We start from the raw sequence: 13,252 nt of genomic DNA on the forward strand, positions 1-13,252 counted from the left end.
CTGATGCCGAACGGATGAAGCGCGGGCTGTCGCAGCAACCGCCCCGCCGTCCCGAGCGCTCCGGCGCCCGTCTGCGTCAGAGGTCGAGGAAGGTACTGATCCAGGTGCGGATGCGGCCGAGGGTCTCGTCGTCGACGGCGCCGGCGAGCCCGTGCACGCGCTCCCTGGAGATCGCCCGAAGCTGCTCGGTGAGTGCCCAGCTCGCGCGGTCCAGGTTGAGGTGCCCCGTGAGGCGAACGTGGTTGGGCCAGCCCCGGTCGACGGAGGTCACGGGTACGACGAAGAGCAGCGTGTCGACAAGAGCGTTGTAGTCGTCGCCGGAGACGACGACCACGGGACGCCGACCGCCCTGCTCCCGCCCGTGCACCGGGTCGAGCTCGGCCCACACGACGTCCCCGGCACGGACGCTGGAGCATGCGTCAGCCATCGGCGGATGTGCGTGCTGGGCCGTCGAGTGAGGTGTCCAGCCACTGCGACGTCTCACTTCGATAGTCAGCCCACTGCTCATCGGTCATCCGGTCCATCGCCCGGCGCATCGCCTCGAGGTCGCGCCGCCGCCGTTCGCGCCGGAGCATGGCGGCAAGGGCGGACTCCATCGTCGAGTCGGTCTCCCGGGCGAGCTCGCGGAGAGCGTCACGAGTCTCCGTCGTCACCTTGATGGTGGTCACTGTCATACAAGGAGTATGACTGTTCCGAGCGGGCGCCTCAAGCCATGTTGTAGAAGAGCCCGCCGAGGACGATGACGACGGCGATCGAGGCGACGACGGCGATCGTCTGGCGCACCGTGATCGGGTAGTGCGGATCGTCTGAGGCCGTTCGGTTGAGGCCGCCGGCGACGTAGAGGACGCCCTCGCTCGCGCCGATGAGGACGATGAGCTCGGCCAGCGACAGCCACCACGGGTTGCCGCCCCATGCGGCCGAGCCGGCGATGAGCGCGAGGATGATCGAGTAGGCGTGATCGCGCGAGGCGAGGCGCTTCATGGTGGGGCTCCCCTCAGAGATTCGTAGCGTCCGGGACGTCCCAGGAGCCGAACCAGCCGACGGCGTCTGCTCGGCGCTCGTCCTGGAGAGTGGAGAACTCGGGGACAATGAGACCCCTCTCCTGCGCGGCGGCGACGAGGAAGTCGCGCAGCCGCCAGGCGTCGCGCGGGTCGGCGACGTCCATGTCCAGGTTCTGGCGAAGCTCCTCCGTGGACCAGTCGAGACGCTCGGCGAGCGCCTCGTCGGAGACGGGCAGGGACGCGCGCAGGGCGGTGAGCTCGGCGGAGGTCTGACGGCGCTGGGCCGTGTTGATCGACATGCCCGCGAGTGTGCCACCGATCAATGGCGGTAGCCGGATCGGGTGCCCACAGCCACGTTCACGGGCGACGATGCGGCCGACGCGACCCAAGGAGACGAGTGCCTCCTCGCGGCTGTGGTGCCGCAGATGCAGTCGGAGCGATAGGGGCCCGTCTAACACTGACCCGGTACCGGCCACCCTCGTCGCCACACAGTCGACTCTCACGCAGAAGAATCCGGCAGTCATCGAGCAAGCGAGCGACTTCACGCTGCCTGAGCACCGACAATGGACGCCGGGAGAACTCAAGAAGATAACCGAGTTCGAGTAATTCGATTCCCACACTCGCAACGGTCAAGTCCCTTGTTGTGGTGTTCTTTCAGGCGGTCAGGGGCAGGGGTTGGGTGTCGTTGGTGAGGGTGTGGGTGAGTCGTTGCATGGAGGTCTGGGACAGGTAGCGGCGTTCGCCGTACTGCCACTCCTCGTGCTGCTCGAGCAGGACGGCGCCGATGAGGCGGGTCACGGAGTCTGGGTTGGGGAAGACCTGGACGACGTCGGCGCGGCGCTTGATCTCGGCGTTGACGCGTTCGATGGGGTTGTTGGACCAGATCTTCTTCCAGTGCTCGGTGGGGAAGGCGGCGAACGCGGTCAGGTCAGCCTCGGCGGCCTCGAGCATGTCGGCGATGTCCGGGAAGGTGCCTCTCAGGGAGTCGGTGACCTGGTGGTAGGTGGCGCGCACGGCCTCGGGGCTGGTCTGGGCGAACACCGTGGAGATGAGGGCGTTGACGGGCTTGGAGCGTGCTGATCCCAGGCGGGAGGTGATGTTGCGGGCGAAGTGCACGCGGCAGCGCTGCCAGGCCGCGCCGGGCAGGATCGCCTTGACGGCGGCCTTCAGGCCGGCGTGGGAGTCGGACACGACCAAGGCGACACCCTCGGGCCGGGAGGGCCCGCACACGGCCAGGCCCCGCTCGCGCAGGGAGCGCAGGAAGCTGGTCCAGAAGTCGGTGGACTCGCTGTCGCCCACGGCCATGCCCAGGATCTCGCGGCGCCCGGCGGCGGAGACCCCTACCGCGACGACGGTGGCCTGGGAGACGACGCGGTGTCCGACGCGCACGTCGAGGTAGGTGGCGTCCAGGTAGAGGTAGGGGAACCAGGTGTGGTCCAGAGGCCGGTTCAGGAAGGCACCGACCGTCTGGTCGATGTCGGCGCAGATCCGCGAGACCTGGGACTTGGAGATGCCGGACTCGCAGCCCAGGGCCTTGACCAGGTCATCGACCTTGCGGGTGGAGACCCCCTCGACCCAGGCGGTGGCGATCACCGCGTACAGGGCCTTGTCGACCCTCCTGCGCGGGGACAGCAGGGACGGGAAGAAGGAACCCCGGCGCAGCTTGGGGATGGCCAGGTCGACCTCCCCGGCAGTGGTCGCCACCGTCTTGGAGCGCGTCCCATTGCGGCGCGTGATGCGATCCGGGGTGCGCTCGTAGCGGGAGGCGCCGATCACCGCTTCGGCTTCGGCGTCGATGAGGTCCTGCAGTCCGGCGGCCAGCAGACGGCGGAACATCTCGTCGCGTGAGGCCTCAGGGTCGGCCAGGAGTTCCCCGATCAAGACGGACAAGGCAGACTGATGGTGGGTCATCGCGGGTCCCTTCAGATGGTTCTTGGCGGAATCACACCCGCGATGACCCCCAGCCACCTCGACCAGCGGCCCCCGCGGGAATTGCCACCACGCTAAGGGACACACCCCTCGCAACAAAACTGATAAGCGTCAGAAAGAAGACCTGAGTCGACGAACCTGAATCCAGCCTGCGAGCGATCACCAACAGGTCCAAGACGAAAGCAGCGCCAACAACAATGCCTAGGAGAATTGAAACCGGACGAGTCATCGTCCGACCACCTTGCGCAAGCCCGATTTCGGTACGTCGAAGCATCACCGCATAGGCGCCTGCCAACTCAATCAGCACGAGCCCAGCCCCGACACTCACACACACCGCCGTGAAGGCATCACGCACCCCCAAGATCCCGCCGGCCACCCGAGCGGCACCTAGCACGAGAGTAGGTACCAATACACCAATCACCCCAAAGGCCATTGTGCGACGTCGGTCGACATCACGAATTACGGGTATATCACGAGGTTCCACCCGTGCGTCCGGGAAGCGGCGGACCACCCGGACTGCACGACGCCGCCGCATATCTGCCGCAGATCTCAAGTCGCGAGAACGGACGGGAAATGCTCGCGCGGCCGCCCTGACTGGCACAACAATCGCGGTAACCAGCGACACGAAAGACAGGATAACCTTGACAGTCGCCGGAAAAGTGGCTCATCCCAATCGGGGGTGTAGGAGTTGGGGTCTGAAGCCGCCGGTCTCGAGCAGGCTTCGGGCGATGTAGTTGGTCAGGTTGCGGAACCCGAGTGCGGAGCCGCGCAGGTGTTCGAGCCGTCCGTTGAGCGCCTCGGTCGGCCCGTTGCTGGTGCCGGGTCGTTCGAAGTAGGCGAGCACGTCAGCGGCTCGCTTCTTCAGGGTCCGGCCCAGGGTGGTGAGCTCGGTGAGCACCTTGGGGACGCCGGCGCTGAGGCCGGTGATCAGCTTCTCCATGAGCTCGCGGCCACGTTGCCGGTCCTCGTGGCGATAGGCGGCGATCATGCGCTGGTAGACACCCCAGGTCGCCTCGACCTCGACGTGAGCGTCATCAACGAACAGCGCGCGTAGCCTGTCGCTCTGCTTGTCGGTGAGCAGGTCCGCGCCGGTGTGCAGCGTGCGCCGCGACTTGTAGAGCGGGTCGTCCCTGAACCCACGGTGCCCGTGGATCGCGAGTTGGACCCGGCGCCGGCACCTGTCGAGGGCGTCACCGGCCAGGCGCACGACGTGGAAGGGATCCATCACCGTGACCGCGTCCGGGATCTCCTCTGCAGCGGCGGTCTTGAACCCGGTGAAGCCGTCCATCGCGACCACCTCGACCGCGTCACGGAAGGCGTCGTCGCGGTCGGCGAGCCAGGTCTTGAACGCCGCCTTCGACCGGCCCTCGACCATGTCCAGCAGCCTTGCTGGGCCGGCGCCATCGCGGACCGGGGTGAGGTCGATGATCACTGTGACGTACTTGTCGCCACGCCTGGTGTGGCGCCAGACGTGCTCATCGACGCCAATGACCTTCACGCCCTCAAACCGCGTGGGGTCGTTGATCAGCAGCCGCTTGCCTTCAGCCAGGACCGCGTTGTTGGCGGTGTCCCACGCGACCCCGAGTCCCTCGGCGACACGGGCGACGGTGAGGTGTGCGACCACGATCCCTTCCAGCGCCCACCGCAGCCCGGTGCGCGAGAGCTTCGCGCGTGGCTCCGCCGCGGCGCTGGTGTCTTGGCGCCACACGTGTCCGCAGTCGGCACAGCGGTAGCGGCGCACTACAACTTCCAGCACGGTCGGTCGCCAGCCCAGCGGCTCGTGGGCCAACCGCCGGATCACGGTGTCACGAGCAGCGCCTTCGCTGCCGCACCGTCGGCACCACTGATCTGGTTCCACCACGCGGCACGCGAGGACCGCACGATCCGGTTCAAGTCGTTGTCCGGTCACGCTCAGACCGAGGCCGTCGAGTCGAGCGAAGGCGGTCAGGTCAGGGCGGCCGAAGCCGGCCGGCGGGGTAGCGTCGGACACGTCGAGGTCTTTCGGATGGATGGCGTAGGAACCTCCATCGTCGGGAGACCTCGACGTCTATCTGCGGACCGACGCGCCCGGCCGACCTACACCCTCATCTGAGAAGACCCGGAAAAGTTCCTGCTCCGAGCGGAAACAGGAGCACTGCAACCGTTACCAAAACAGCAACCACCGAACAGATCCAGACAAGACCGAAGGCCATGGCGTGCCAGTCACCGCGACGGTCAGTATGGCTTCCGCGCCTACGCACATCCGCTTCGACCAGCCCCAAGCAAACGGCATTTGCCACGCCGATCAGCACCTGAATACTCAAGAAGTCTCCGATGGGACTCACGGCTCCGCCACCCCACCAAGAATCACGAACCTCATGCCGCCATCGGATGATCTGAGTCGTAGCTGCCTGTCCGAGTCCCCACTGCCCAGCGACGAGCGCCAAGGCGATGAAGACAAGCACCATGCCGGCCAATAGGCCCAGGTACGGGTCCCACAGGAGCCGAACTTCGGAACGCAACATCACGGTCCTCGCGCGAGAGACCGCACTAGACCAGTGGGATTCATGAGTGATTCGCGTCTTGTGGCAAGACATCTCAGGACCTCCGTCAGGGGCACCAGGTGGCAACACCACCTGCGGTCACAGGGAACGACCAATCCCATGGTCGTACCGGGGTACGACATGAAGCGAAGCTCCTTACGGAGCACCTCTCAATCGACGATCCTTGCAAGCGCCCGCGTCACGGTGTCCGCCATGAGCCGGCCGCGCAGCGTCAGCACTGCGCGGCCGGCCGCGGCGGCGGCGCCGTCGAGCAGTCCATCGGCCACGAGCTGCGCCACGACGGGCACGAGGTGCCTTGGCGTGCGGCCGGGCTCGCCGTCGTCCTCCCCCACCCGGGGGAATGACGCGAGCTTCATGCCCTCGCGGAGTCGGATCCCGAGCATGACCCGCTCGAGCTCGCGGCTCTCCGCGTCGATCACCTCATGCCCGGCCACAGCCAACCGCCCCTGGCCGATCTGCGCGGCCCAGGCCACCGGGTGCTTCGTGTTCCACGTGCGCACGTCGCCCAGGTGGGAGTGCGCGCCCGGGCCGGCGCCCCACCAGTCCCAGTCGCGCCAGTAGGCCTCGTTATGCCGGCACTCGAAGCCGGGCCTCGCCCAGTTGGAGATCTCGTACCACTCGTACCCGACCGCAGCCAGAGCCGCGTCGGCCATCTCGTACTTCGTGGCCTCATCGTCGTCCTCGGGCATGGGCAGCTCGCCGTGCCGCACCTGCGTCCACATCTTCGTGCCCTCCTCGATGACGAGGGCGTACGCGCTCACGTGGTCCGGACCGATCTCGATCGCGGCGTCCAGGCTCCGGGCCCAGTCCTCCATCGACTCCCCCGGCGTGCCGTAGATGAGGTCGACGCTCTGCGACAGCCCCGCCCGCCGCGCCCACTCCACCACCTGGGGCACGCGCTCGGGCCGGTGCGTGCGGTCCAGCGTCCGAAGCACGTGGGGCACGGCCGACTGCATGCCGAAGGAGACGCGCGTGAAGCCGCCCTCCGCCAGCGTCGCGAGCCCGCGCTCGTCCACCGTCTCCGGATTCGCCTCCGTCGTCACCTCAGCGCCGTCGACCAGCCCGAAGGTCTCGCGGACGAGCCCGATCATCCGGCTGAGGTCCTCCGGCGGGAGCATCGTCGGCGTCCCGCCGCCCACGAACACGGTCTCTGCCGGTCGGATCGGCAGCCCTGCCTCCTCCATGCGCGCCCGCGCCAGGCGCAGCTCGCCCGCAAGCGTGCTCACGTAGTCGCTCGCCGAGGCGCCGTCCCCCATCGTGAGGTTGGTGTACGTGTTGAAGTCGCAGTAGCCGCAGCGCACCCGGCAGTACGGCACGTGCAGGTAGACCGAGAAGGGTCGGAGCCGGCCGTCCGGCGCGGGCGCACCGACCTCCGCCGGCAGCTCGCCCATCCCGGGCAGGGGTGCGCCGTCGGGCTGCTTCGGGCTCACTCAGCGCCTTCCGCGTCGGCTCCCCCAGCAATCCCCGAACCCCCGTTGCGCGAGGCCGCCGCCTCCCGCTCCAGCTCCGCCAGCACCGTCTCGCGGTGCTCCGGCGTCCAGGGCTCCTCGGTGCGCACGGCCGTGAGGTCGCGGATCGTGCGTCCCTCGTCGATGCCGCGCTGCTCGAAGCGGGTGAGCACCCGCCCCTCGAAGCGCGGCGACCAACCACCGCGCACGCCGGCTGGCGATCCCGGGTCGATGCCGTTGCCGAGGCTGTCCGCCTCCCAGGTCTCCGCCCCCTGCTCGGGCTCGCGCCCGGCGTCCGGGTAGCGGAAGTACGCCTGCGTCATGTCGGCCTCCAGTCCCTCGGGCAGGGCGCTCGCCGCCTCCAGGACGTCGCGCATCTGCCAGGCGTAGTCCGCCCAGTCCGTCGCGAGCCGCCACGCGCCGCCGGGACGCAGCACGCGGGCGACGGCGTCGGCGAAGGGCGCGGAGACGAGGCGGCGCTTGCGGTGGCGGGGCTTGCGCCACGGGTCCGGGAAGAAGGTCCACACCTCGCTCGCGCAGCCCACGGGCAGCGCGGTGGCGAGCAGCTGGGAGGCGTCCGCAGGGATCACCCGGACGTTGTCGAGCCCGGCCCGTCCGGCGTCGCGGACGATCTTCGCGATAGCGGTCTCCCACACCTCGACGGCCGCGTAGTCGACACCGGGGTTGGCGGCCGCCTGGGCGAGGATCGCCTCGCCGCTACCGGAGCCGACCTCGATGACGAGCGGACGGACCTCGCCGACGTGCCCGAAGGCCGCCGTCGGGTCGAGGCGACAGGCGGGGTCGACGGTGCGGATGGCGTCGTCGCGCGGCACGTCGACGACGTAGCGGGGGCCGAACTCCTCGAGCGCGGCGACCTGGGTGTCGGTGAGGCGGCCGCCGGCGCGGGAGAAGGAGCGCACGCGCGCGTGGATGGCGTGCGAGCGAGGCGGGTGCTGCTGGGGCATCGTCGGGTGGCTCCTCAGCCGATCTGCTCGTGGCTCGCAGTCTGGACGTACTTGCGGGTGAAGGGCGCGAGGACGCAGTTGCCGAAGATCTCGGAGTTGAGCATCGCCTGCGCGTCGCGCGGGTCGTGGTGCGCGAACCATCGCGTGCAGGTCACGCGGTGCCCGGGCGAGACCATGAGGCGGACCTCGTCGCCCGCCTGGATGGTGCCGTTGCGCAGCACGGAGAGGTAGACGCCGACCCGGGCTCGCTCGGAGAAGGTCTCCACCCAGTCGGAGCGGCCGACGCCGCGCGCCATCGTCGGGCAGGGGTTGCGCACACCGGTGACGCGGGCGCGGATCCCGGTGGCCGGGTCCCCGATGGTGAGGATGGCGCCGATCTCGACGTCGTCGATGCCGCCGGCGGGGCCCGGCGCGATGAGCAGGTTCTCCCCCAGCCGCCCCGGGGTCAGCCCGGGCAGGACGCCGGCCCAGTGCTCCTGCTCGGCGGCGTCGAGGAGGTAGAGGGCCTTGTCGGGGCCGCCGTGGTGGGCGGAGTCGGACTGGTGGTCACGTACGACGCCGAGGCGGTGCACCTCGACGGGGCCGTCGACGGGAGCCTTGTTGATGGAGGACTCCCCCGCGGCACCCGCGTCGGGGCGGGTGGCGACGACGGCGCACACGGCCGTCACGGTGCCGACGACGTCGCCGTCGTGGAAGGGCGAGGGCTCGTTCTTGTGGCGGCCGTCGGCGCAGGCGTGCGGGGCGCCGAGGACGCGGGCCAGCGGGAGCGGCTCGAGGTCGGTGCCGTCGTCGGCGAGGGCGGCCTCGAGGACGCCGGGGGTGATGGCGGTGCCGTCGTCGGCCACGGTGACGGCCGCTGCGTCGGCGCCGTGGGCGAGGCGGAGGGCGTCGAGGTCGGTGCTCATCGGCCGGTCCTCGTCACGCTCACGCGCCCGCTGACGTCGCGGGCCACGTGCGCCGTCACGCGGCGGCTCACTTGTCCTTGCCCGTCGGGTTGTCCGCGCCGAGCGCCGCGATGAAGGCCTCCTGGGGGACCTCGACGCGACCGATGGCCTTCATGCGCTTCTTGCCCTCCTTCTGCTTCTCCAGCAGCTTGCGCTTACGCGAGATGTCACCGCCGTAGCACTTGGCGAGCATGTCCTTGCGCAGGGCTCGGATCGTCTCTCGGGCGATGATGCGCGAGCCGACCGCCGCCTGGACGGGCACCTCGAACTGCTGGCGCGGGATGAGCTCCTTGAGGCGCTTGGTGAGCATGACGCCGTAGGAGTAGGCCGAGTCCTTGTGGACGATGGCGCTGAAGGCGTCGACCTTGTCCCCGTTGAGGAGGATGTCCACCTTGACCAGGTCCGCGCTCTGCTCGCCGTCGGTCTCGTAGTCGAGGGAGGCGTAGCCGCGGGTGCGGGACTTGAGCTGGTCGAAGAAGTCGAAGACGATCTCCGCCAGCGGCAGCGTGTAGTGCATCTCCACGCGCGTCTCGGAGAGGTAGTCCATCCCCTTCATCGTGCCGCGGCGCGTCTGGCACAGCTCCATGACGGTGCCGACGAACTCGCTCGGCGTGAGGATCGTGGCGGAGACGACCGGCTCCTTGACGCCCAGGATCTTGCCCTCGGGGAACTCGGACGGGTTCGTCACCGTGTGCGTCTGCTTGTCCTCCGTGGTGACCTCGTAGACGACGGAGGGGGCGGTGGAGATGATGTCGAGGCCGAACTCGCGCTCGAGGCGCTCCTGGATGATCTCCAGGTGCAGCAGGCCCAGGTAGCCGCAGCGGAAGCCGAAGCCGAGGGCCACGGAGGTCTCGGGCTCGTAGGTGAGGGCGGCGTCGTTGAGCTTGAGCTTGTCGAGGGCGTCGCGGAGGGCCGGGAAGTCCGAGCCGTCCACCGGGAACAGGCCCGAGAAGACCATGGGCTTGGGGTCCTGGTAGCCGCCGAGCGCCTCCTCGGCGGGCTTCGCGGCGTTGGTGACGGTGTCGCCGACCTTGGACTGGCGCACGTCCTTGACGCCGGTGATGAGGTAGCCGACCTCGCCGGCGGCCAGCCCCTGGGAGGGCTTGGGCTCGGGGCTGATGACGCCGATCTCGAGGAGGTCGTGGACGGCGCCGGTGGAGAGCATCTCGATGCGCTCGCGCGGCTTGAGGGCGCCGTCGACGACGCGCACGTAGGTGACCACGCCCCGGTAGGTGTCGTAGACGGAGTCGAAGATCATGGCGCGGGCGGCGGCGTCGGGGTCGCCGGCGGGCGGCGGCACGGAGCCGACGATGCGGTCGAGGAGCTCGGGGACGCCCTCGCCGGTCTTGCCGGAGACCTTGAGGACGTCGTCGACGTCGCAGCCGATGAGGGAGGCGATCTCCCCGGCGTGCTTCTCCGGCTCGGCGGCCGGCAGGTCGATCTTGTTGAGGACGGGGATGATCTCGAGGCCGCCCTCGATGGCCATGTAGAGGTTGGCGAGGGTCTGCGCCTGGATGCCCTGGGCGGCGTCGACGAGGAGGACGGCGCCCTCGCAGGCGGCCAGCGAGCGGTTGACCTCGTAGGAGAAGTCGACGTGACCGGGGGTGTCGATCATGTTGAGGGCGTAGGTGCGGCTGACAGGACGAGCGCCGTCCTCCACCGTCACCGTCCACGGCATGCGGACGGCCTGGGACTTGATGGTGATGCCGCGCTCGCGCTCGATGTCCATGCGGTCGAGGTACTGGGTGCGCATGTCGCGCGGGGCGACGACGCCGGTGGCCTGGAGCATGCGGTCCGCCAGCGTCGACTTGCCGTGGTCGATGTGCGCAATGATTGAAAAATTGCGAAGTTGCGCCTGATCCGTGGCCGCGGGCGTGACGGTGGCGGCCTGATCGGACGTGGGGATCGGGGACACGAGTGCCTTCCGGAGTCGGTGGTCGGCCGCCGGGCGGCCTGAGGGTTCCTGGGGGCAGTGTCCCACGGCGCCGCTGCCCCACGTCGTCGTGGCGGTGTGAGCCGCGCCCGACGGCGTCGGCGGCCCCGGGATCGCTCCCGGCCGCCGCGCGAGCTCGTCCCCGGGTCACAGCAGTGCGCGGGCCTCCTCGCAGCGCACGGCGACGGTGTCGAGCAGTCGGGAGGGGATCTCCTTGCCGGCCATGGCGGGATTGTCAGCGCGCTCAGCGGCGACGACGTCGGACAGAGCCTGCGGCAGGACTCGGCTGAGCTCGGCGACGCGGTCGACGACGGCGGCACCATCCATCCGTGCACGCCGGGCCAGCTGAGCGTCGCGGGCGAGCTGCTCCCACTGGGCCCCTCCGATGCGCGCGAGCTCGCGCTCCCCGCCAATGCTCATCGCGGAGGTCCGCCAGGGCGCATCGCCGCCGGATGAGCCGAAGGAGGCGGCGCCTCGCGTGTAGGGCAGGCCCGAGGCGACGTCGTACAGGGGCGCGAGGACGCGGTGCCCGGCGACGTGGAGGATCGAGTAGTTCTTGGAGTGAGCGTCGGGCGCGCCGAGGAGCACGTTGGCGATCAGCCCGTCGACGAACCGGCGCACGGAGGCGCCGGAGTCCGTGCAGGCGTCACCGAGGAGCTCGATGAGCCTCGGCGCCCCAGGCCCACCAGCGGACTCGTACCTTCGACGCGGATAGGTGCTCGTGGCCTGGCAGAGGTCCTCCTGGTGGAGTCGGACGACTCCGCCGCCGGGTCGGACGGCCCGGTCGTAGCGCTCGACGACAACGACCTCCGCGTTCCCGACCGCCTCGTAGCTCGTGGCGACCGCGGGGAGGCCCGCCCGACGGATGGCGGCGAGGCAGAGGCGCTCGCCGAGGGCCTGCTCCTTCATCCCGGTGATGCCGGGCTTGAGGATGTGGGTGGTGGGCTCACTTCCGTGGGCCTCGAACCAGGTGCCGCCCTGGCGGCGCAGGGCGATCTTGGTCTGGGCGCCGGCGAGGGACCAGCCCTCGCCCGGCGCCACCCAGGACGGCTCGCGCCCGGCCTCGAGCGCTCGCAGCCGGTCCGCGAGCGCGTCGTCGTCCAGGGCCGTGAGGCCGCCGTCGTCCGTGAGAGCGGCCGGCAGATCCGCGTCGGTGGCGAAGCGGACGGCGCCGGCGCAGTCGAGGCCGATGTGCTCGAGCAGGGCGAAGGGATTGCGCGGGGAGACGTCGAAGCGCTGCGCGAGGGCCTCGCGGACGCCCGTACGGTCGGGGAGGAGCCCCTCGAGGTAGGGATCAACCTGCCTGCCGGTGTACGGCGCCTCGCGTACAGGGAGCGCGACGCTGAGCTCGGCGGCCCCCTCCCCCGCATACTGGAGGCGGTGCTCACCACCATCGGTCTGCGTGAGCACGGCGACGAGCTCGTCACCGAGAAGGACGTGGAGCCTCCTCACAGGACGCCCAGCTCTCGAAGGCGCATCTCAGCAGCCTCATCGACGGAGGCCGTCGCCCCCGGCTGAGTGGGTGTGCTGCTCCGGTGAGCCGGAGCGGTCGCGGCCGCTCCCTCCGAGGAGATCGTCATCTCAAGGCCGAGGACGTCCATGACGTCAAGCAGTCGCGAGAGCTCCGCGCCCGGACGTCGCCCGGCTTCGACGTCGCCCACCCATCGGCGCGAGACGCCGGCACGTCGTGCGACGTCGGCCTGGGTCCAGCCGAGCCGACGCCGGGCGTCGACGAGCGCGGCACCGATCCGGTGAAGGCTGTTCCGTCGCATGAAGGCACAATACTGTGCCATCGTGAAATGTTCCAGATCCGTAGCATCGAGCGAGGTCCGCAGCTCTACCTCGTCACCCGTCCCGTAGCCTCCCACCCATGGTCGACCGCATCCTCGAGCTGCCCCTGGGCTGGGCCGTCGCCGCCCTGTGGGTCATCGTCATGTGCCGCGCCAACGCCACCTACTGGGTCGGGTGCGCGATCGCCGCGGGCACGGGCCGAAGCCGCTGGGCGGGGCTCCTGGACTCCGCCGCCTACGCACGCGCCCGGTCCATGGCGGAGCGCTGGGGCGTCCTGGCCGTTCCCCTGTCCTTCGCGACCGTCGGCGTCCAGACCTGCGTCCAGCTGTGGGCGGGCGTGACCCGGATGCCGCTGCGCCTCTACCTGCCCGCCGTGTGCGTGGGCTGCCTGCTGTGGGCGGTCATCTACGCGACCGTCGGCCTCGCCGTCGTCGCCGCCTGGTTCTCCGCGGGCGGCGGCTGGGCGCTCCTCGGCGTCACCCTCGTCGTCGCCGCGGTGGTGCTCGTGCGCCGTCGTCTCACCATCCGCGCAGCCGCCGCCCCGACTTGTCCCCCTGAGCGACGTCGCCCTACTCTCGCACCATGATCGCGTTCCGCACCCGACAGTGGTGGTGGCTCCCCAAGGGGCGAGCCACTCACGCCGCGTAAGCGGAACCCACGCAAGAGCTCGCCACCAGGCGGGCTCTTCGCGTTCTCGG

The 13,252-nt window shown here is 69.8% G+C and carries 14 protein-coding genes; 1 reads left to right on the forward strand and 13 read right to left on the reverse strand.

Annotated elements, in window-relative coordinates:
• Window positions 1–76: 76 nt before the first annotated feature.
• The 13 genes from AXF14_RS11895 to AXF14_RS13390 form a co-directional block, all read right to left on the reverse strand.
• Window positions 77–427, reverse strand: coding sequence for a type II toxin-antitoxin system PemK/MazF family toxin (locus AXF14_RS11895; protein ID WP_067943497.1), 351 nt, complete (start codon window positions 425–427; stop codon window positions 77–79).
• Window positions 420–668, reverse strand: coding sequence for a hypothetical protein (locus AXF14_RS11900; RefSeq protein ID WP_150118487.1), 249 nt, complete (start codon window positions 666–668; stop codon window positions 420–422). Before AXF14_RS11900 ends, AXF14_RS11895 begins: the two co-directional genes overlap by 8 nt.
• 37 nt (window positions 669–705) lie before the next feature.
• Window positions 706–981: a hypothetical protein gene (locus AXF14_RS11905; protein WP_067943500.1), complete on the reverse strand. Its 276-nt coding sequence runs from the start codon at window positions 979–981 to the stop codon at window positions 706–708.
• A gap of 13 nt (window positions 982–994) precedes the next feature.
• Window positions 995–1,300: a DUF2316 family protein gene (locus AXF14_RS14025; protein WP_067943502.1), complete on the reverse strand. Its 306-nt coding sequence runs from the start codon at window positions 1,298–1,300 to the stop codon at window positions 995–997.
• 355 nt (window positions 1,301–1,655) lie between these two features.
• Window positions 1,656–2,912, reverse strand: coding sequence for an IS256 family transposase (locus tag AXF14_RS11915; protein WP_067943504.1), 1,257 nt, complete (start codon window positions 2,910–2,912; stop codon window positions 1,656–1,658).
• A 682-nt stretch (window positions 2,913–3,594) separates the two neighbouring features.
• Window positions 3,595–4,920, reverse strand: coding sequence for an ISL3-like element ISPfr2 family transposase (locus AXF14_RS11920; RefSeq protein ID WP_067939345.1), 1,326 nt, complete (start codon window positions 4,918–4,920; stop codon window positions 3,595–3,597).
• A gap of 94 nt (window positions 4,921–5,014) precedes the next feature.
• Window positions 5,015–5,434, reverse strand: coding sequence for a hypothetical protein (locus AXF14_RS13785; protein ID WP_150118488.1), 420 nt, complete (start codon window positions 5,432–5,434; stop codon window positions 5,015–5,017).
• 188 nt (window positions 5,435–5,622) lie between these two features.
• The gene (gene hemW, locus AXF14_RS11925) at window positions 5,623–6,864 is read right to left on the reverse strand and encodes a radical SAM family heme chaperone HemW (protein WP_067944413.1); all 1,242 of its coding nucleotides are present in this window, start codon (window positions 6,862–6,864) and stop codon (window positions 5,623–5,625) included.
• Between the two features lie 35 nt (window positions 6,865–6,899).
• Window positions 6,900–7,886: a tRNA (guanosine(46)-N7)-methyltransferase TrmB gene (gene trmB / locus AXF14_RS11930; RefSeq protein WP_067943506.1), complete on the reverse strand. Its 987-nt coding sequence runs from the start codon at window positions 7,884–7,886 to the stop codon at window positions 6,900–6,902.
• Between the two features lie 14 nt (window positions 7,887–7,900).
• Window positions 7,901–8,791, reverse strand: coding sequence for an MOSC domain-containing protein (locus AXF14_RS11935; protein WP_084355554.1), 891 nt, complete (start codon window positions 8,789–8,791; stop codon window positions 7,901–7,903).
• Window positions 8,792–8,858: 67 nt separating this feature from the next.
• Window positions 8,859–10,745: a translation elongation factor 4 gene (gene lepA / locus AXF14_RS11940; RefSeq protein ID WP_067943508.1), complete on the reverse strand. Its 1,887-nt coding sequence runs from the start codon at window positions 10,743–10,745 to the stop codon at window positions 8,859–8,861.
• Window positions 10,746–10,910: 165 nt separating this feature from the next.
• Window positions 10,911–12,215, reverse strand: coding sequence for a HipA domain-containing protein (locus AXF14_RS11945; protein WP_067943510.1), 1,305 nt, complete (start codon window positions 12,213–12,215; stop codon window positions 10,911–10,913).
• The gene (locus AXF14_RS13390) at window positions 12,212–12,535 is read right to left on the reverse strand and encodes a helix-turn-helix domain-containing protein (protein ID WP_084355715.1); all 324 of its coding nucleotides are present in this window, start codon (window positions 12,533–12,535) and stop codon (window positions 12,212–12,214) included. Before AXF14_RS13390 ends, AXF14_RS11945 begins: the two co-directional genes overlap by 4 nt.
• A 98-nt stretch (window positions 12,536–12,633) precedes the next feature.
• Between AXF14_RS13390 and AXF14_RS11955 the strand changes: the two genes are divergently transcribed.
• A complete protein-coding gene (locus tag AXF14_RS11955; RefSeq protein WP_067943513.1) occupies window positions 12,634–13,140 on the forward strand; it encodes a DedA family protein in 507 nt (168 codons plus the stop codon).
• The last annotated feature ends 112 nt before the right edge of the window (window positions 13,141–13,252 follow it).

The organism is Actinomyces radicidentis, assembly GCF_001553565.1.
GTDB classification, from domain to species: domain Bacteria; phylum Actinomycetota; class Actinomycetes; order Actinomycetales; family Actinomycetaceae; genus Actinomyces; species Actinomyces radicidentis.

Bases quoted from the DNA above. Each gene is read 5' to 3' on its own strand.
- hemW (WP_067944413.1), bottom strand. From the start codon at position 6,864: ATGGGCGAGCTGCCGGCGGAGGTCGGTGCGCCCGCGCCGGACGGCCGG.
- AXF14_RS13390 (WP_084355715.1), bottom strand. From the start codon at position 12,535: ATGCGACGGAACAGCCTTCACCGGATCGGTGCCGCGCTCGTCGACGCC.
- AXF14_RS14025 (WP_067943502.1), bottom strand. From the start codon at position 1,300: ATGTCGATCAACACGGCCCAGCGCCGTCAGACCTCCGCCGAGCTCACC.
- AXF14_RS11935 (WP_084355554.1), bottom strand. From the start codon at position 8,791: ATGAGCACCGACCTCGACGCCCTCCGCCTCGCCCACGGCGCCGACGCA.
- AXF14_RS11905 (WP_067943500.1), bottom strand. From the start codon at position 981: ATGAAGCGCCTCGCCTCGCGCGATCACGCCTACTCGATCATCCTCGCG.
- AXF14_RS11895 (WP_067943497.1), bottom strand. From the start codon at position 427: ATGGCTGACGCATGCTCCAGCGTCCGTGCCGGGGACGTCGTGTGGGCC.
- AXF14_RS13785 (WP_150118488.1), bottom strand. From the start codon at position 5,434: ATGTTGCGTTCCGAAGTTCGGCTCCTGTGGGACCCGTACCTGGGCCTA.
- AXF14_RS11915 (WP_067943504.1), bottom strand. From the start codon at position 2,912: ATGACCCACCATCAGTCTGCCTTGTCCGTCTTGATCGGGGAACTCCTG.
- trmB (WP_067943506.1), bottom strand. From the start codon at position 7,886: ATGCCCCAGCAGCACCCGCCTCGCTCGCACGCCATCCACGCGCGCGTG.
- AXF14_RS11955 (WP_067943513.1), top strand. From the start codon at position 12,634: ATGGTCGACCGCATCCTCGAGCTGCCCCTGGGCTGGGCCGTCGCCGCC.